The 18,086-nt window shown below is 60.2% G+C and carries 19 protein-coding genes; 4 read left to right on the forward strand and 15 right to left on the reverse strand.

The genetic code is table 11. From position 1 onward, the window contains the following. Positions 1 to 71 precede the first annotated feature (71 nt). The 11 genes from MLC70_RS15575 to MLC70_RS15625 form a co-directional block, all read right to left on the reverse strand. Positions 72 to 818 carry a helix-turn-helix transcriptional regulator gene (locus MLC70_RS15575; RefSeq protein ID WP_248185284.1) on the reverse strand — a complete coding sequence of 249 codons (747 nt, stop codon included), beginning with the start codon at positions 816 to 818 and terminating at the stop codon, positions 72 to 74. A 107-nt stretch (positions 819 to 925) separates the two neighbouring features. Beyond that, complete coding sequence (tmk, locus tag MLC70_RS15580) at positions 926 to 1,561, reverse strand: dTMP kinase (protein ID WP_248185285.1); 636 nt, start codon at positions 1,559 to 1,561, stop codon at positions 926 to 928. Continuing rightward, positions 1,558 to 2,613, reverse strand: a complete 1,056-nt coding sequence (mltG, locus tag MLC70_RS15585; protein WP_248185286.1) for an endolytic transglycosylase MltG — start codon at positions 2,611 to 2,613, stop codon at positions 1,558 to 1,560. Before mltG ends, tmk begins: the two co-directional genes overlap by 4 nt. Continuing rightward, a complete protein-coding gene (gene pabC / locus MLC70_RS15590) occupies positions 2,610 to 3,434 on the reverse strand; it encodes an aminodeoxychorismate lyase (protein WP_248185287.1) in 825 nt (274 codons plus the stop codon). Before pabC ends, mltG begins: the two co-directional genes overlap by 4 nt. Before the next feature lie 9 nt (positions 3,435 to 3,443). After that, on the reverse strand, positions 3,444 to 4,691 hold the full coding sequence (gene fabF / locus MLC70_RS15595) for a beta-ketoacyl-ACP synthase II (protein WP_248185288.1): 1,248 nt from the start codon (positions 4,689 to 4,691) through the stop codon (positions 3,444 to 3,446). Between the two features lie 133 nt (positions 4,692 to 4,824). Further along, complete coding sequence (gene acpP / locus MLC70_RS15600; RefSeq protein WP_012136033.1) at positions 4,825 to 5,058, reverse strand: acyl carrier protein; 234 nt, start codon at positions 5,056 to 5,058, stop codon at positions 4,825 to 4,827. A 133-nt stretch (positions 5,059 to 5,191) separates the two neighbouring features. Then, complete coding sequence (fabG, locus tag MLC70_RS15605; RefSeq protein WP_248185289.1) at positions 5,192 to 5,935, reverse strand: 3-oxoacyl-ACP reductase FabG; 744 nt, start codon at positions 5,933 to 5,935, stop codon at positions 5,192 to 5,194. 17 nt (positions 5,936 to 5,952) lie between these two features. Further along, entirely contained in the window at positions 5,953 to 6,891 is a 939-nt protein-coding gene (fabD, locus tag MLC70_RS15610) for an ACP S-malonyltransferase (RefSeq protein ID WP_248185290.1), read from the reverse strand. Between the two features lie 126 nt (positions 6,892 to 7,017). Further along, entirely contained in the window at positions 7,018 to 8,019 is a 1,002-nt protein-coding gene (gene plsX / locus MLC70_RS15615; RefSeq protein WP_345799561.1) for a phosphate acyltransferase PlsX, read from the reverse strand. A gap of 43 nt (positions 8,020 to 8,062) precedes the next feature. Then, the gene (gene rpmF, locus MLC70_RS15620; protein WP_248185291.1) at positions 8,063 to 8,242 is read right to left on the reverse strand and encodes a 50S ribosomal protein L32; all 180 of its coding nucleotides are present in this window, start codon (positions 8,240 to 8,242) and stop codon (positions 8,063 to 8,065) included. An 89-nt stretch (positions 8,243 to 8,331) separates the two neighbouring features. Next, positions 8,332 to 8,886, reverse strand: a complete 555-nt coding sequence (locus MLC70_RS15625) for a YceD family protein (protein WP_248185292.1) — start codon at positions 8,884 to 8,886, stop codon at positions 8,332 to 8,334. 129 nt (positions 8,887 to 9,015) lie between these two features. Between MLC70_RS15625 and MLC70_RS15630 the strand changes: the two genes are divergently transcribed. Next, the gene (locus MLC70_RS15630; RefSeq protein ID WP_248185293.1) at positions 9,016 to 9,612 is read left to right on the forward strand and encodes a Maf family protein; all 597 of its coding nucleotides are present in this window, start codon (positions 9,016 to 9,018) and stop codon (positions 9,610 to 9,612) included. A 3-nt stretch (positions 9,613 to 9,615) separates the two neighbouring features. Here the strand turns inward: MLC70_RS15630 and MLC70_RS15635 are convergent, their stop codons facing one another. From MLC70_RS15635 to rluC, 3 genes are read right to left on the reverse strand one after another with little or no spacing between them, the layout of a single operon-like run. After that, entirely contained in the window at positions 9,616 to 10,647 is a 1,032-nt protein-coding gene (locus tag MLC70_RS15635; protein ID WP_248185294.1) for a S49 family peptidase, read from the reverse strand. 30 nt (positions 10,648 to 10,677) lie between these two features. After that, on the reverse strand, positions 10,678 to 11,325 hold the full coding sequence (locus tag MLC70_RS15640; protein ID WP_248185295.1) for an HAD family hydrolase: 648 nt from the start codon (positions 11,323 to 11,325) through the stop codon (positions 10,678 to 10,680). A 45-nt stretch (positions 11,326 to 11,370) separates the two neighbouring features. Then, the gene (gene rluC, locus MLC70_RS15645) at positions 11,371 to 12,471 is read right to left on the reverse strand and encodes a 23S rRNA pseudouridine(955/2504/2580) synthase RluC (RefSeq protein WP_282448498.1); all 1,101 of its coding nucleotides are present in this window, start codon (positions 12,469 to 12,471) and stop codon (positions 11,371 to 11,373) included. Between the two features lie 599 nt (positions 12,472 to 13,070). Between rluC and rne the strand changes: the two genes are divergently transcribed. Further along, complete coding sequence (rne, locus tag MLC70_RS15650; protein WP_248185297.1) at positions 13,071 to 16,199, forward strand: ribonuclease E; 3,129 nt, start codon at positions 13,071 to 13,073, stop codon at positions 16,197 to 16,199. A gap of 3 nt (positions 16,200 to 16,202) precedes the next feature. After that, positions 16,203 to 16,745, forward strand: coding sequence for a YecA/YgfB family protein (locus MLC70_RS15655; protein ID WP_248185298.1), 543 nt, complete (start codon positions 16,203 to 16,205; stop codon positions 16,743 to 16,745). Here MLC70_RS15655 and MLC70_RS15660 read toward each other — a convergent pair. After that, positions 16,742 to 17,626 carry a PHP domain-containing protein gene (locus MLC70_RS15660; RefSeq protein WP_248185299.1) on the reverse strand — a complete coding sequence of 295 codons (885 nt, stop codon included), beginning with the start codon at positions 17,624 to 17,626 and terminating at the stop codon, positions 16,742 to 16,744. The two genes, MLC70_RS15655 and MLC70_RS15660, sit on opposite strands and share 4 nt — an antisense overlap. Positions 17,627 to 17,707: 81 nt before the next feature. On the opposite strand from MLC70_RS15660, the gene MLC70_RS15665 reads away from it, so the two are divergent. Beyond that, complete coding sequence (locus MLC70_RS15665; RefSeq protein WP_248185300.1) at positions 17,708 to 18,007, forward strand: YciI family protein; 300 nt, start codon at positions 17,708 to 17,710, stop codon at positions 18,005 to 18,007. Positions 18,008 to 18,086: the final 79 nt, after the last annotated feature.

An 18,086-nucleotide genomic window follows, 5' to 3' on the forward strand; every position in this document is an offset into this window, starting at 1 on the left:
TTCTGTGGCCTGACGGCCACCCGGGGGTGGGTCAAAATAAATGGCCAGTAGTGGGTCATTTTAATTGGCCACTAACAGGTGCCCCTATGTTTTCGCAGGGCATTGGTGAGGGCGCTTTGAGAGGAAAAACCGGTCCGGTAGCTGACTTCAGACACCGACAGCCCGGTTGACACCAGCAATTGCGCGGCCTGGTCCAGGCGCGTTTTAAGCAGAAACTGGTGCGGGGTAACACCGGTCACTTCACGGAACATCTCGTGAAATCGGCTGACACTCAGGCAGGCGACGCCGGCGAGGTCGTGAACCGTGATCTTGCGATGCAGGTTTTCCATGATGTAGCGACGGATCGTGTCCGGGCGAATGAGCTGGCGATTAACCGGCGCCGAACGCTGGTTGTTCAAGCGCTCGGCCATGCAATGCAGGATGCTGCCGGCAAGATGGCGTTTCATCCCCTCGTTGGTCGGGGCACGGTCAAACTCGCCGGCGGCGAATTGCACCAGCCCCTGAAGCTTGCTGTCCATATCGAGGGTTCTGGGCCGTTCGAACAACGGCGCCAGGCGCTCGTAGTCGCCGTGGTCAGGGCTGGTCAGGGCCGACATGTAGGGATCGAGATTGATTACCAGAACGTGATTCTGGTTGTCGCCACAGTAATCGTGACGGGCGCCGGTGGGCACGAGGCAGGCACGCCAGGTGTCAAGGTGAGCCCCGGTTCCGTCGACACTCAGGTCCGCCTCGCCCCTGACACCCACCACGATCTGATGGTGTTCATGGCAATGCTGGTGTGACGCTGTCGGAAGCTTCAACAAGAGTGCGTTCAACATACCCGGATCCCGGATTAAAACAATCTGGTGGCCCGATTAAATCAGATATGAACAGAGTTTGCACGAAACGGCCGGGAACGTCCGATTTCGGGTGTGCAGCACCGGCATCACTCTGCCGTGGCCACCAAAGTCCGAAGGCGCTCAGCGACGTCGGCGGTGACCACATCCAGGTCTCTGGCCGCATCAACAATTTGATAGCGGACAGGATCCCCATGGGCCCGCCGCAGGTAGGTCGCACGAATGCGCTGGAAAAAATCCACCGCTTCCTGCTCGAAACGATCGAGCTCACCACGGTGGCGGGCACGGGTCATACCGGTCTCTACCGGTGCATCCAGAAGAATGGTCCGGTCGGGCCGCAGTTCACCCTGAACCAGGTGTTCCAGCAACGCTATGCGCTCTTCCGGCACACCACGCCCGCCGCCCTGGTAGGCAAAGGTGGCATCGGTGAACCGATCACACAACACCCAGCGGCCAGCATCGAGCTCGGGCAGGATGCGGGTGTGCAAGTGCTGCGCCCGGGCGGCGAACATCAGCAACAATTCGGTGATGTCGTTCACCGGTTCGTCCCGCGGCGTCAGCAGCAACTCACGAATGGCTTCCGCCATCGGGGTACCACCAGGCTCCCGGGTCACTACACAGTCAATGCCCAGCGCTTCCAGCGTGTCGGCCGCCGTGCGCAACTGGGTCGACTTGCCGACGCCCTCGGTGCCCTCGAAAGTAATGAACAGGCCGCGCCGGCTCATGGGTTGTCCTCGGACACCGCCGGTGCCGGCGACGAGCGATAATCGGAACGACGATTGAGCTGAAATTCCCTTACCGCCTTCTGGTGCTCACTGAGCGTTCGGGAAAACTTGTGGGTACCGTCACCGCGGGCGACAAAATAGAGACTGTCGCCGTCCTCCGGGTTGAGTGCCGCATGGATCGCCTCTTTCCCCGCCAGCGCGATGGGCGTCGGTGGCAAGCCGTCAATGCGGTAGGTATTATAGGGCGTGTATTTCTGCAGATCCTTGCGGGTAATGCGGCCAATGTAGCTATCGCCCATGCCGTAGATAACGGTCGGATCGGTTTGCAAGCGCATACCCTTCTCAAGGCGCCGCACGAAAACACCCGCGACCTGCCCGCGCTCATGGGGTGCGCCGGTCTCCCGCTCCACGATGGAAGCCATGATCAGCGCCTCATAGGGGGATTCGTAGGGCAGCCCTTCCGCGCGCTTCTCCCACTCTGCCTCAAGTATGTTGTTCAGGCGCTCGAAGGCGCGGCGCAGCATGTCCAGGTCGGTGTCATTGCTGGTGAACGAATAGGTATCCGGAAAGAAACGGCCCTCAGGGTCCTCTCCTTCGGCCCCCACCGCGGTCATGATCTCCTCATCACTCCAGTCGGTGGTTTCCTTGCTCAGCCGCTCACTGTTCGCCAGCGCCTGGCGCATATCCTGAAAGGTCCAGCCTTCAATAAACTGGATAGACCATTGCTTGGTGTCGCCGGCCACCAGCTTCGCGAGCAAATCCCGCGCGCTCATGCCATCGGTCACCTCATACTCACCGGCCTTGATTCGAGCCTCCTCCGGATGGAGACGGCCGTGCACACGCAGCCACAGGGCATCGGGCAAAAAGCCCTCAGCCTCAAACTGGCGCGCCAACTGACCAAAGCTGGTGCCCTGGGGCACGTCGAACAGGACCGGCTCCTGCAGCCTCATGGGCGCATCGAGGGTTTCCAGACCCTGCCACACCCACAACGCGCCACCTGAAGCGGCCAGTACCACGAGACAAACAACGGATATCAATAGCTTCCGGATCAAACCTGGGTTTCCACTAGATCGAGAGGGTTGAAGATTGTCGCAAGAGCGCTGTCCACTGGCAAATCCCGGCCGTCCAATCCGCGAACCGGCACCACGCCAATCAGGCTGTTCATCAGGAACAGGCCCTGACAACGGTCCGGATCCAGCGCCGAGGGGGCAACGGCGCCCTGCTCTACAGGCTCCCCGCCCCGCTCCAGGGTTTGCACCACGTGATCCCGCATCACGCCGGCCACCGCCAGTTGCGACACCGGCGGGGTCAACCAGCCCTGCGAGGTTCTGACCAGCAGATTGGTGCGGGTGCCCTCAACAAGGTCTCCCGCCGGATTGGTCATGATCATCTCGTAAAGGTCACCGGTCAGCTCGCGGCTGGCCATCACCTGTTCGAGACGATTCAGCGTCTTGATGCCTGCCAGCAGAGGGTTGACGGTCAGGGGAAACGCAGACTGCGCAGCCATGACTCCGTCATGACCCGGATGGTGAGGCAACGCCGCGGCAGACACCACCATGGTCGGAACCAGATCGGCCGTTGGCCGGTAGCCACGGCCACCGGCACCGCGGGTCAGCACCAGTTTAAGCACCCATCCGGAGGCACCGTAAGCGCCCCCGTATCGACCGGAGGCCTGACGAATCACGCCCCGCACATCAGACTCGGTCAGCGGAATTCCCAAGACAGCCGCACCGGCCACCATCCGCGCCACATGACCGGACAGCAGAACCCCACCGCTTCCGTGCATGCGAATGGTCTCGAACAGGCCGTCGCCATAGGCGAGACCGCGATCCGCTGCCGGAATGCCGGCGTCATCTGCCCAGTACAGATTCATCGGTGCGGATCAGTCTTCGAAGCGCTGGAAGATCAGGGTACCGTTGGTACCACCAAACCCGAACGAATTCGACAGGGCAATCCGGATATCGGCTTCTCTGGCGCCACTGGCAACGAAGTCGAGATCACAGCCTTCATCCGGATTGTCCAGATTGATGGTCGGCGGCAACACGCCGTCGCGAATGGCCAGCACAGAAAAAATGGCCTCTACCGCCCCCGCAGCGCCCAACAGGTGCCCGGTCATGGATTTGGTACTGCTCATGGCGAGCTTGTCGGCGTGCTCGGAAAACACCTGCTTTACCGCAGCCACCTCGGCCACGTCGCCGACCTGGGTCGAAGTGCCATGGGCATTGATGTAACCGATGTCTGCAGGCTGGATGCCCGCATCACGAATCGCGTTCTTCATGGCTCGGGCCGCGCCCTCGCCGGACTCCGGCGGAGCGGTGATGTGGTGGGCATCATCGCTCATACCAAACCCGATGACCTCACCGTAGATGGTGGCACCGCGACGACGAGCGTGCTCGAGATCCTCCAGCACCATCACACCGGCACCGTCACTGAGTACAAAGCCATCACGCTCGCGGTCCCACGGCCGGCTTGCTTTTTCCGGCTCGTCATTGCGGGTCGACAGGGCCCGGGCAGCGGAGAACGCCGCTATGCCGGTGCGGGTGGTGGCCATTTCCGAGCCCCCGGCCAGCATTACATCCGCATCACCATAGGCAATGGTGCGGGCGGCGTAGCCGATGTTATGCGTACCGGTGGTGCAGGCCGTGGTGATGGCAATGTTGGGACCGCGATAACCGAAACGGATGGCCACATTCCCGGAGATCATGTTGATTACCGAGGCGGGGACAAAGAATGGTGACACCTTGCGGGGACCGGACTTGTCCATGGCCAACACACTCTTCTCGATGAATTCCAGGCCCCCAATCCCGGACCCGATGGCCACGCCCACCCGCTCATTGTCCAGCTCGGTGTAGAGTTCGAGACCACTGGCTTCCACTGCTTGCTGGGCCGCGATGAGGCCGTAGTGGATAAAGGCATCCAGTTTGCGGGCGTCCTTGGTGGACAAGTAGGGCTCAAGGTCCAGATCTTTGATGGCTCCGCCAATCCGGGTGTTGTAGCCGGAAGCATCGAAACGGTCGATCATCCCTATACCGCTCCGCCCTGCCCGGATTCCTTCCCAAGAGGACTCGACGCTGTTCCCCAGCGGCGACAGCATGCCCATGCCCGTTATTACAACACGTCGTTTTGTCATAACCCCTTTCACCTGGTGTGGATGGTGTGATGTCGAAAAGCCAATCGAACCGGAAAGTCAGCCAATAAAAAAGCCGTCCTCCGAATCAACCCAAGGACGGCTTTCTGGCCTGGCTTATACTACGTGCTGAGTATCAGGTGTGCGCGACGATGTAGTCGATTGCATCCTGAACACTGGCCAGCTTCTCGGCTTCTTCATCGGGAATTTCAGTTTCGAATTCCTCTTCCAGTGCCATGACCAGCTCAACGGTGTCCAGTGAGTCAGCGCCAAGATCCTCTACAAAAGAAGATGAGTTCTGAACTTCGGACTCTTTTACGCCCAACTGTTCACAAACGATCTTCTTCACGCGCTCTTCAACTGTACTCATAATGTCCTCACTTTTGTGTCAACCAAGCAACCTAAGTGTTGCCAGTTTAGTTTAAACCCTACCTGCAAACAAGCAGGGATTCTGTCTAACATGTTGTGCGACAAGGAGTTGCGCACAAGCCCGGTTCGCGGGCCTATCCCATGTACATGCCGCCGTTTACGTGAATGGTTTCCCCCGTCACGTAAGCAGCCGGTTCGGACGCCAGGAAGGCCACCACAGCGGCAACTTCTTCCGGTTCACCCAGACGACCCGCGGGTATGACTTCCAGCATAGCCTCACGCTGCTTGTCGTCCAGTTTTCGCGTCATATCCGTGTCGATGAACCCCGGCGCCACACAGTTTGCGGTGATGCCACGATTCGACATTTCTTTTGCAAGGCTGCGGGTAAAGCCCTCAACACCGGCTTTCGCGGCACAGTAGTTGCCTTGCCCCGGGTTGCCCATACCGGCCACCACGGAACTGATATTGATAATGCGCCCCCAGCGGGCCTTTGCCATGCCACGAAGCACCGCCTTGCTGGTCCGGTAAACGCTGGAAAGGTTGGTTTCCAGCACCGATGTCCAGTCGTCGTCCTTCAAACGCATCAGGAGGTTATCACGTGTGATGCCGGCATTGTTGACGAGAATCAACGGCGCGCCAGACTTTTCCGTCACGGCCTTCAGACCCGCCTCTATGCTGTCGGGATCGGCGACGTTCATGACAATACCGTAACCGTTCAGACCCGCTTCTTTCAGCGCTGCGGTGATGGATTCGGCGCCCTCGGCGCTGGTGGCGGTTCCCACCACTTCGACACCCTGTTCCGCCAATGCCCGCGCAATGGCTTTGCCAATACCACGGGTTGCACCGGTGACCAGTGCGGTTTTGCCTTCAAGAGACATGTGGTGCTCCCTGTTGTTTACGACTGTCCGAATGCATCCAGCGCCTTGGCGATCGCATCCGGTTCCTCGATTCCATACACCGACAGATTGCGGTCGATACGCTTGATAAGACCGGCAAGCACCTTGCCGGAACCGCACTCCACTGCGCAGCTTACCTCTTTGCCGACCAGTGTGCGTACCGAGTCGACCCACAGTACCGGTGAATGCAACTGCTTGACCAGATTGGCTTTCAGTGTAGCGGAGTCCGACTCGGCTGAGGCGTTAACATTCTGTATGACCGGTATGACAGCATCGTTAAAGCTGACGTCGTCCAGCGCCTCGGCCAACTCCGCCGCAGCGCCCTTCATCAGGGCACAATGGGAAGGCACGCTGACCGGCAGCGGCATGGCCTTGCGGGCCCCTTTGGCCTTACAGGCTTCGATAGCCCGATCCACCGCGGCGGCCGAGCCGGCGATGACAACCTGGCCGGGTGCGTTGAAATTGACTGCCGACACCACGTCACCTTTTGCGGCTTCTTCACAGGCCGCGATCACGTGCGCATCTTCCAGACCGAGAATCGCGGCCATTTTGCCCTCACCCGCTGGCACTGCGGTCTGCATCAACTCACCGCGCAACCGCACCAGTTTGATGGCGTCGAAGAAATTCAGGCTCTCGGCGGCGACCAGCGCACTGTATTCGCCCAGACTGTGGCCCGCCACAAAATCCGGCTTGCTGCCGCCTGCCACAAACCACTGGCGCCACAAAGCCACACTGGCCGTCAGCAGTGCGGGCTGTGTCACCGTGGTCTGGTTCAGCTCCTCTACCGGGCCTTTCTGGCACAGCTGCCACAAGTCGTAACCAAGAAGTTGAGACGCTTCCGCGAAGGTCTGTTCGATGATGGGCCAGTGCTCGGCGGCGGCAGACAACATGCCAACCGACTGAGACCCTTGTCCGGGAAAAATAAAGGCTGATTTCATAAGCGGGATCTTATCGTCATTGGGGGGTTGCGGGAGATTAGCCAATAGTACAATTTAAGGCATGATCCGGCGAATGTACCGGTCAGAAGGGGCAGACTTTAGTCTCAGGGCTGATTCCGGACAGGATCAGATCATCAAATCGTCGAGGCGCTCGTTGATCCGCTGGGGCACGTCAAGCTCGACTTCCTTCACCGCCTGACGGATGGCTGCCAGCATGGCACGCTCATTGGCATTGCCGTGGCTCTTGATGACAACGCCCTGCAGTCCCAGCAGGCTGGCGCCGTTATGCCGGGAAGGATCCATCAACTGCAGCAGACGCCCGATGATGGGCCGGGCCAGCAAACCCACAAAGCGGCCATACAGCGTTCGGCTGAACGCCTGCTCCATCAGCTCGATAAGCAGGCCGGCTACACCCTCACCGGTCTTAAGCGCAATATTGCCGACAAACCCGTCACACACTACGACATCCGCCACATCGCGGAACAGGTCACTGCCCTCCACGTAGCCGATGTAATTGATGGTGTCGCACTGGGCCAACATGTGGGAGGCCAGTCGCACCTGCTCATTACCCTTGATCTCTTCCTCACCCACGTTGAGGAGCGCCACCCGCGGTTCAGGCTGGGCGCAGATGGCCGACGCCATCAGCGACCCCATCAGCGCATATTGGTAGAGATTCTCCGCAGTGGAATCGACATTGGCACCCAGGTCCAGCACATGACAACGGCCACGCAGAGAAGGAATCAGCTTGGAAATGGCAGGACGCTCGATTCCCGGATACATCCGGATGATAGAACGGCCAAAGGCCATCAATGCGCCGGTATTACCAGCACTGACGCAACCACGGGCCTCACCGTCCCGGACCAGTCCGAGCGCCACCGCCATGGACGAGTTGCGCTTGTGCCGCAGGGCATGAGAGGGCCTTTCATTCATCCGCACCACATCCGCCGCTTCCGCAATGCGAATTCGGGCATGGCCCGGATGCAACAAAGCCTCGAGCTCGCTCCTGATTCCAACCAGAATGAGACTCAAGGCTTCGTTTTCACGGACCGCATCCAGGGCCGCGGCAACAACAACAGCCGCTCCGCGGTCGCCGCTCATGGCGTCGATCGCAACGGTGACGGGCGTCACCGGTTTTACGTCCTGCACTGGGCTACGGCCTGATTGCAACGATTTACTCGTCGCGCGCTTCAATTACCTGCTTGCCACGGTAAAAACCGTCCGGAGACACGTGGTGACGACGATGAACTTCACCAGTAGTGCTGTCGGTGGACAGAGCTGCGGCGCTCAGGGCGTCGTGTGAACGGCGCATGCCACGCTTTGAACGGGTCTTTCGGTTTTTCTGTACAGCCATGATTATGCTCCTGACCTGTTAACGTAAACTAAAACAGTAACGTGTGTTCATTCATATCGCGCTGGCGTCCCGCAGGTCACCGCGCCCGGTTAATGCTTCTTTGTCTTGAGACCCGCCAGCACGCTGAACGGGTTCTCGCCTGAGGGCGTTTCCGGCTTTGCGGGCTCGGATTCAGGCTCGTAAGCTTCGAGATCTTCCCGTGCCGGGCACGCGTTCCGCTCATGGAGCGGGAACGGTGGCAGCACCAGCAGCAGCTCGTCTTCGCACATCGACCAGAGGTCTGCGCTGAAGTCGTCCGTCAGGAACGGTTCCAGCTCTTTTGGCAACTGCTGCGCCTGCTCATCACTGGTGACCAGCCCCAGGGTAAAATCGGATGTCAGCGTCTCGCGCATGGGGTTCATGCACCGCTGGCATTCCAGATCAACCGGGACCTGCAACTCACCCGACACAATGCGACGACGCTGGCTGTCCATGGTAAACGACAGCCGAACCCGGCACACCGCCCCATCATCAAACCCAAAAACCACTTCGCGGAAACGAGGCAATCCGATCAGAGGAATATCTCCCTCCAACACAGTGTTCTGCTCCGCCAACCGGTAAGGATCGACAGCTCTGGGCAACTCGGCGTTTGACGCTTTTGACATAGGCGCGCAATTTTAGGGGGCGGACCGCCCGCTGTCAAAGACTTCATTGCCTTTTACGACGCGCTTCCGGTATGAATAGGGGTATTCAACGATCATTCCCGGCACAGGCCGGATCAATCAGGCAACTTCATGACTTCCCGACCACTGCTTCTGGCGTCCTCTTCCCCCTATCGCAAGGCATTGTTGCAAAGGCTCGGAATGCCATTTGTCACCGCCAGCCCGGACATCGATGAGACCCCCGCCGTCGGGGAATCCCCGCATCACCTGGCCATCCGCCTGGCGCAACAAAAGGCCCAGGCTCTCGCCCCGAGCCATCCCGGACACTGGATCATCGGCTCCGATCAGGTGGCCTGCCTGCCCGACGGGACACAACTGAGCAAACCCGGCAGCCATGAACAGGCGGTTCGTCAGCTCTCCCGCAGCAGCGGCCAAACGGTTTCGTTCCTGACCGGCCTGGCGCTACTCGACGCCGACACGGGCGCCCTCCAGACCCACTGCGAGCCGTTTCAGGTGCACTTCCGCACCCTGACCCACAAAGAGATCGAACAATATCTGGAGCGTGAAACACCGTACGATTGCGCCGGAAGCTTCAAGATGGAAGGGCTTGGCATAGCGCTGTTCGAGTCCCTGGAGGGCCGGGACCCGAACAGTCTGGTTGGATTACCGCTGATCGCGCTGATCGATCTGCTTCGCAACTGGAACCTGAACCCGCTGCTGACAGACTGAACCCTAGCGCAACTCGAAGCGGGCCTCCATCAGGCGATTGGCCAATCCGCTGCCGACCGATACTCCGAACTGATCGACAATGTCCTGGAACGGCGACTTGCGGCGACTGTAGTCAACCAGATCCTCCTGACCGACCACCTGACGCGCCACGTGTGAGGCACTGCCAAGTCCGTCCACCAGGCCCAGCTCAAGGGCCTGCTCGCCGCTCCAGACCAGCCCCGAAAACAGCCGTTCGTCATCGGAAAGCCGGTCGCCACGGCCTTCACGCACCTTTTCAATAAACTGCTGATGGGTAGTCTCCAGCACGTCCTGCCAGAACGCCACTTCATCGCCGTCTTCCGGCGAGAATGGATCCAGAAACGCTTTGTTCTCACCCGCGGTATAAAGCCGACGCTCCACGCCGATTTTTTCCATGGCGTCGGTAAACCCGAAGCCACCGGCCACCACTCCGATGGAGCCCACCAGACTGGCCTTGTCCGCGTAAATCTCGTCCGCGGCAGCAGCGATGTAATACGCTCCGGAGGCACCCACATCGGAAATCACGGCATAGACTTTCTTGTCGGGGTACTCGCCCCGCAGACGCTGAATCTCGTCATACACATAGCCGGACTGCACCGGGCTGCCGCCACCGCTGTTGATACGCAGAACCACCGCCACGGAATTATCGGCTTCAAAGGCCTTGCGCAGGGAGCCCACGATATTGTCAGCACTGGCCAACTCATCGGCGGCAATCAGACCGTTGATTTCAACCAGCGCCGTGTGCTGTCCTGTGGTCGCCTCCAGACTTTCTCCAAGCGGAAAACGGAATAAAAGCACCAGCAGAAACAGATAGCCGAAGGTCAGAAACTTGAAAAAGATCCCCCAACGGCGACTCTTGCGCTGCTCGGACTGCAGCGACAGCACCAGCTTTTCGATCAGCTTCCAGTCGCGACCGGTCTCCGGCGGCAGATTGGGCTTCCCACGCTTCCCGGACTGGGGCGCCGGTGCAGGCTCATCTCCCCACTCTGGCTTGTCATCCGAATTCCAGTCACTCATACCCTGTTTCCTTATTACATCCGACAGGCATCACAGACCCAACACTTCCCGCAAATCCGGGACCGAGTCCACGATCGCATGGGGCGCATAATGCCCCAGAACATCCCGCTTATGCACGCCCCACTCAACGCCGATCGACGGCATGCCAATGCGCTGCGCCATCTCGAGATCGTAGCGGGTATCACCAATCATCACCGCCTCGGCGGGCTTGATGCCGTAGAACGCCAGAATTTCCTGCAGCATCGCGGGGTGGGGCTTGGAGCGGGTCTCATCGGCGCAACGGGTAATCTCGAAATGAGGTCCCAGGCCGCTCGACACCAACGCCCCTTCCAGGCCTTTGCGGCTCTTGCCGGTCGCCACAGAACAGCCGCGGCCGCCAGCCCGGATATCAGAAACAACCTCCGCCATGCCGTCAAAGACATTCTGCGGGGTGGTTCCCTTGGAGAAGAAATATCGACCGTAGCCCTCGCGAATGGTGTTCATCTGCTCGCGACTGATGCCCGGATACAATTTCTCCAGAGCCTCGACCATGCCAAGGCCAATGATATCCCGGTAGGCCTCCCGCTCGAGCGCGGGGTAACCCAGTTCAGTCGCGGCCTGATGAAGACTGTCCGCAATGTGCTCCACGGAATCTACCAGCGTGCCATCCCAGTCGAATATGACGACTTTCACATCCATAGATCGGTTCCTGTTGTACCAACCTGCGCACAACCCGCAGGCAGCCTATCGGCCTGATTGTTGGCGGGCCGCCAACCTCGCCAGCACATGCTGGAAGGCCTCGTCATAGGGTGCTTCCAGTCGCACCGGCTCGCCGCTCACCGGCAACGAGAATTCAAGAGCCCGCGCGTGCAGCATCAGCCGCTGCCCGCCGGCCGCCCGAAACGCTTTCAGGCTGCCATCATCCATATACTTGTCGTCCCCGGCAATCGGATGACCTGCCCACATGGCATGAACCCGAATCTGGTGGGTTCGACCGGTCACCGGCGAAGCCTCCATCAAGCTGTAGCCTTCAAACGCCGAGAGACAACGGAACAGGGTCAGCGACGCCTTGCCTTCTTCATCCACCCGAACCCGGCGCTCACCGTTGGGCATTTCATAGCGCAGCAGCGGCTCCTCGACGCGATTGACCGACGCAGGCCAACTTCCCGCCACCAGCGCATGATAATGCTTGCGGATGCGTTTATGGCGAAGCTCGTCCTGCAGGTAGCGCAGCGCGGAGCGCTTCTTTGCCACCATCACCAGCCCTGACGTATCGCGGTCGAGGCGATGAACCAGCTCAAGAAAACGAGCCTCCGGTCGTGCCGAGCGCAGCACCTCGATCAGCCCGAAGCTCAGACCACTGCCGCCGTGCACGGCGATACCCGCAGGCTTGTTAACCACCAGCATCTGCTCGTTTTCGAACACCACGGCAGCTTCCATGACCGTCTGCACGCGGGAACCCGGCGCAACCTGTTGCGGTTTCTCCTTGACGGTGATGGGAGGGATACGCACATTGTCACCGGCCTTGAGGCGGGTATCCGGCTTCACCCGGCCCTTGTTGACCCGCACCTCGCCCTTGCGAATCACCCGGTAAATGATGCTTTTGGGCACACCCCGCAACTGGGCAAGCAGGAAATTGTCCAACCGCTGACCTTCGTTGTCTTCCTCCACGGATACGTGACGCACGCCCTCCCGAACCTCCCTTGCGGGCTCCGCGGCCCGCGTATCCGCAGGCGCTGACGACCGCTGGGGCCGGCTTCCGGTTCTCGGCTTGTGATCCTGGGCAACGCCGCCTCGCCTGGGCGCAGAGCGCGGCGCCTGCCTGTTTCTGGGAGCTTTGGTCATGAATACCTTATCGATGGCAGAACTGCGGGATTGAAGCCCTGACAGAATACTGTTATATTCCGGCGTGCTTTGCCGTTTGTCTACGGCCTGACCATTTGAGTCAGAAGCCGGAGCGGCAGAAGTATACCGACACTATTTGAGAGTTTGAACGCCGCAGGCCCAATCATTAGCGGGCGCGGCGATTAAAATGCTCCCCGGCCATCACGGCAGGTCAATAACAGGCCTACAACCGGATCCCGGGAGAGCGAAAACAACCGTACGGAAAACCGTCGGGCGACATCGCGAAGAATCATTACCAGCACGCAGGGCCGGGCCGTCCAGCTTACGAATACGACGTGAGACCCAGGCACCAGTGTGAACCTGAAAACGGATAACATGCGTCAACAGACACTTACCTTACACGACTTCTCCCTGCCCTCTGGCAGTCGGACCGTCGGCGGTGGTCTCAGGCTTTCGGGGCAGCTACCCGGAAAAGCCTGATCCGTCTGGCCGCCGGCTTGCTTCTGTAGTAGGAGGCCCGCGGCACGCACGTTCTGCTTCGCAGATGCATCTCCCCCCGGTTTTCTGTCCAAACCAAACGACAGGAAACCTTTCTTTCCATGAAAAGAATGCTAATCAATGCAACTCACCCTGAAGAGTTGCGCGTCGCCCTCGTTGACGGCCAGCGTCTGTTTGATCTCGACATCGAATCCAGCTCCCGTGAGCAGAAAAAAGCCAACATCTACAAGGGTCGCATTACCCGTGTAGAGCCCAGCCTTGAAGCCGCTTTCGTCGACTTCGGTGCGGATCGGCACGGCTTCCTGCCCCTGAAGGAAATCTCAAAGGAGTACTTCAAGAAATCCCCGGGCCAGATCGAAGGCAAGATCAACATCAAGGATGTGGTATCTGAAGGCCAGGAAGTCATCATTCAGGTCGACAAGGAAGAGCGCGGCAACAAGGGCGCAGCCCTGACCACCTTCATTTCCCTGGCAGGCCGCTATCTGGTGCTGATGCCCAACAACGCCCGCGCCGGTGGTATTTCCCGCCGCATCGAGGGTGACGAGCGTGCCCAGCTGAAAGAAGCGATGAACGACGTCCAGGTACCGAAATCCATGGGCATCATCGTTCGCACCGCTGGCATCGGCCGCACCAGCGAAGAGCTTCAGTGGGATCTGGATTACCTGGTGCAGTTCTGGGAAGCCATCACCCAGGCCGCTGGTGAGCGCAAGGCGCCCTTCCTGATCCATCAGGAAAGCAACGTGATCATCCGCGCCGTGCGCGACTACCTCCGCCAGGACATTGGCGAGGTGCTGATTGACGCCCCCACGGTGTACGAAGATGTGCTGAATTTCGTCCGTGCCGTAATGCCAACCTTCGAGAACAAGATCAAGCTGTACAAGGATGAAATCCCGCTGTTCAGCCGCTACCAGATCGAAGGCCAGATCGAAACCGCCTTCCAGCGTGAAGTGAAGCTGCCCTCCGGTGGCTCGATTGTGATCGACCCCACCGAGGCACTGGTGTCTATCGACATCAACTCCTCCCGTGCCACCAAGGGTCATGACATCGAAGAAACCGCGCTGCAGACCAACCTGGAAGCAGCGGAAGAGATCGCCCGCCAGCTGCGGCTGCGCGACATGGGCGGCCTGATTGTCATCGACTTCATCGACATGACTCCGGCCAAACACCAGCGCGAAGTGGAGCAAAAAGTACGCGAAGCTCTGGAAATTGACCGTGCCCGGGTTCAGGTCGGCAAGATCTCCCGTTTCGGCCTGCTGGAAATGTCCCGCCAGCGCCTGCGCCCTTCCCTCGGCGAAACCCGCAGTGAAGTGTGCCCGCGCTGTGAAGGCCAGGGCACCATCCGTGGCATCGAATCCCTTGCGCTCAGCATCATGCGCCTGATCTACGAGGAATCGTCGAAAGAGAAGACCGGTGAGGTCCGCGCCATCGTGCCGGTCGCCGTCGCCACCTTCCTGCTCAACGAGAAGCGCAAGCAGCTTGCCGATATCGAGAGTCGCCAGGAAGTGAGCGTCGTGGTTGTGCCTGCACCACACATGGAAACCCCGCACTTTGAAATCGTGCGTATGCGTGAAGACGAAAGCGGCGCCGAGCACGTGTCCAGCTATCAGGTCGCCGAGGAATACGCCCAGCACGAAGAGGAGGTGTTCCAGGCCCCCAACGCCCAGCCGCCTGTTCGCGAGCAGGCTGCCGTGAAAGCCATTCGCCCCGTTGCTGCCCCGGCACCGGCAGCCGCCGCTGCACCGGCACAGCCGGCCAGCGAGCAGGAAGAAGGTCTGTTCCGCAAGCTCGGCCGCAAAATCGCCTGCTTCTTCAGCGGCGAAACGGAAACCGGAGGCGAACAGAAGCCGAAAACTCAGGGCGCCCGCGATGATCGCCGTACCCAGGGTCGTCAGGATCGCCGCAAAACTCGCGTAGCACGCGACGATGACCGCAGTGGCAACCGCAGCGGCAATGAACGCCGCCAGGGTGGTCAGCCGAATCGTGGCGGTGATGAAAACCGCAATCGTAACCGCAATCGTGGCGATGATCAGAACCGTGGCGGCCAGCAGACCCGCTCCGGTGCTGGCGGCAACGCAGCCAACAAGGACGGTGAAAATAAAGGCGGTGACAACCGTCGTGGCAATCAGAGCCAGGGTCGCGGCCAGGGTCGCAATCGCCCTCAGCGGGACCAGAAAGATCAACGGGATCAGAAAGACCCGAAGGATCAGAAGGAACAGAAGGACAACCGCGAAAAGCCGGACAACGCCGCCAAGGCAGCACCCGAGAAAACCGGTGGTGAAGAAAAGCGTCGCAAGCCGCGCCGTTCCCGCAACCGTGACGGTTCTGCGAGCGAGTCACCGGCGTCAACTCCAGCCGATCGGAAAGCGTCTCGCAGTGAACGGCACCAGAAGGATACCTATCCGGAGGACCGCCAGGATGCACCGAAAGCAGACGTGAAAGCCGAAGCCGCTCCCAAGGCTGCAGAAGCTCAGGCCACGCCGGTGCAAGCGCCAAAAGCCGAGGACAAGCCAGCCGAGAAAGCACCGAAGGCCGAGCAGGCGCCTGCAAAGACCGACGCTAAAGCCGACGACAAGGCCGACAGCAAACCGGCGCAGAAACCAGCTTCAGCTCCTGAGGCCGCCAAGGCAACGCCTGCAGCTGTGGCTGACACCGAGGCCAAGGCTGAGAGCAAGCCTGCCAAACAGCTGGAAACCAAGCCGTCAGAGCTATCGGCAGAGGCCCCGGAAGCAGCCAGCAAACCCGCTGACAAGCCCGCGGAAGAGCCAGCCAAACCTGCCGAACCTGCCAAGCCGGCGAAAGCCGAAGCGGCTCCGGAGACGCCCAAGGCCGACACCGACAAGCCGGCAGCTCCTGCGAGAAAGCCCAAGGCAGCGCCGAAGGCGGACACCAAAGTAGACGCCCAGCCGCAACAGCCGGCTGCCAAAGCCGAAAAGTCAGGCGCCAAAGCGGAGCAGCCCGAAGCCAAAGCGGAGCAGCCTGCACCGAAAGCGGAAAAGCCAGCCCCGCAGCCAGAGAACGCCAAGCCTGCGGCCGAACCGGCAGCGAAGGCGGAAGCGCCTGCGAAGCAGCCAGTCCCGGAAAGCAAGCAACCGGAAAAAGCAGCCGAACCTACAAGCGTTGAAAAGGCACCGGATGTACCGGTGACGCCCGGACGCGCCTACAATGATCCGCGAGAAGTTCGCAAACGTCAGCGAGCGGCGGAAGAGGCCAAAAAGGCCGGGAGCAACTAAGGCATGCTATCCAATTCGGACATCGAAGCACTGGAAGACATTCTGTTTGCGGAGCCCTGGGGTGATGATGCCCTGGACTTTTTCGGGCTTCACGGCGTGGTGTGTGCCAGTGTTGTCGGACCGGTGGAGCTGACCGCTGAAGACATGTTTCGCCTTGCCACGGGAAGCGACCAGCTTCCCGACGGTCAGGTGCCGGAGATCTTCAGCCAGTGCGTCAGTCAACTGACCCGTGCCATGGCTCACGCCCTGGACATGGGGCAGCCCCTCGAACTTCCTGAGCCGGAAGACGGCGACCCGATGAACGCGCTGGAAAACTGGTGTGCGGGTTTCGTTGACACGTTTATGGAAAGTGAAGACGAGTGGTTGCAGGGGGGTGGCGAGGAAGAAACCGCCGACCTGCTGGTGCCGATGCTGACCCTCTCGGGTCTGTTCGAGGATGAGGACTTCCAGAATGTCCGTAACAGCGAGAAGCTGTCCCGACAGATGGCGGACGCTATTCCCGACTCACTGACCGACCTGTACCTGCTGTATCACGCCCCGGATTAAGCCGGCGCGGAACAGCCCACAGGTTCTCTGAAATAATGCCAGACCGGCTCCAGCCCGTCTGGCATTTTCATGATATGGCCCAGCTCACACCAGGGGGCACCGGGAAAGTGAAAATCACTGCCCTGGGACGCCAGTAGCTCCTGCCTTCGGCACAATTCCGCCAGAAAACCCAGATCACCACTGGACTGCCCCGAGGTAGACACCTCGATGGATCGCCCACCTGCCCTGATGAAATCGTGAACGAGGTTTCTCAGCTTGGTGGCCGTGAGTTTGTATTTGCGCGGATGGGCCAGAACCGCAATGCCCCCCGCATCGGTAATCCACTGCACCACTTCTGTAAGGTCCGGCCAGAACGCCCGGACATCCCCCGGCTTACCGGCTCCCAGGTAGCGCTTGAACGCCTGGGCGCTGTCTTTCACCTTTCCCTCATCCACCAGAACCCGGGCAAAATGCGGGCGGCCCGGCACATCACCGCCGGCCGCCGCCGTGGCTTTGTCCAGCAGGTCCGTCACCCCGATCTTCTGCAGTCGATCAACGATCATCCGTGCCCGCGCCCAGCGGTTTTCATGCTGCCGCGCCAGCGCCTGCCGGAAAGCAGGGCTGTCACCGTCAAAATCGAGGCCCACGATGTGGATGGTCTGGGTTTTCCAGAGGCAGGACAGTTCCGTACCGTTGATCAGTTGCACACCGGATGCCGCGGCCTCAGCGCGAGCCTCAGGCAAACCCTCGATGGTGTCGTGATCGGTGAGCGCCAGGTGAGTGACCCCCTTCCCGGCTGCCCGGCGCACCAGTTCCGCAGGCGGCAGCGCGCCGTCTGACGCGGTGCTATGGCAATGCAGATCAATGCAGAAAACAGACTCTTGGGGTATAGTCACATTCATTCCTGAAGCTAAAGGGCAAAACACGCTGGCAGTTTACCAGCCAACGGATTGCCTGTACCAAACAACGTTCCGGAGAACCCTATGTACTACGCCATCATCAGCGAAGATGTGGAGAGCAGCCTGCCGTTGCGCCAGACCGCGCGCCCGGCTCACATCGAGCGGCTGCAGGCGCTGAAAGCAGAGGGCCGGCTGTTGGTGGCGGGCCCTCACCCGGCGCTGGACACCCCCGAGCCCGGAGACGCCGGCTTCACCGGCAGCCTGGTCATCGCCGAATTCGATTCCCTGGACGCCGCACAGCGCTGGGCAGACGCGGACCCCTACGTAGACGCCGGGGTATACCAGAAGGTAACGGTTAAACCGTTCAAGGCCGTTCTGCCGTGAACCAGGCAATGCGTCCATGAGCGTATTGTAATAATACGCCGCTTGAATGCAGGGAAAGCTGTGACAAAATTGCGCACTT

This window comes from Marinobacter goseongensis (assembly GCF_023156235.1).
In the GTDB taxonomy this organism is placed as follows: Bacteria; Pseudomonadota; Gammaproteobacteria; order Pseudomonadales; family Oleiphilaceae; genus Marinobacter; species Marinobacter goseongensis.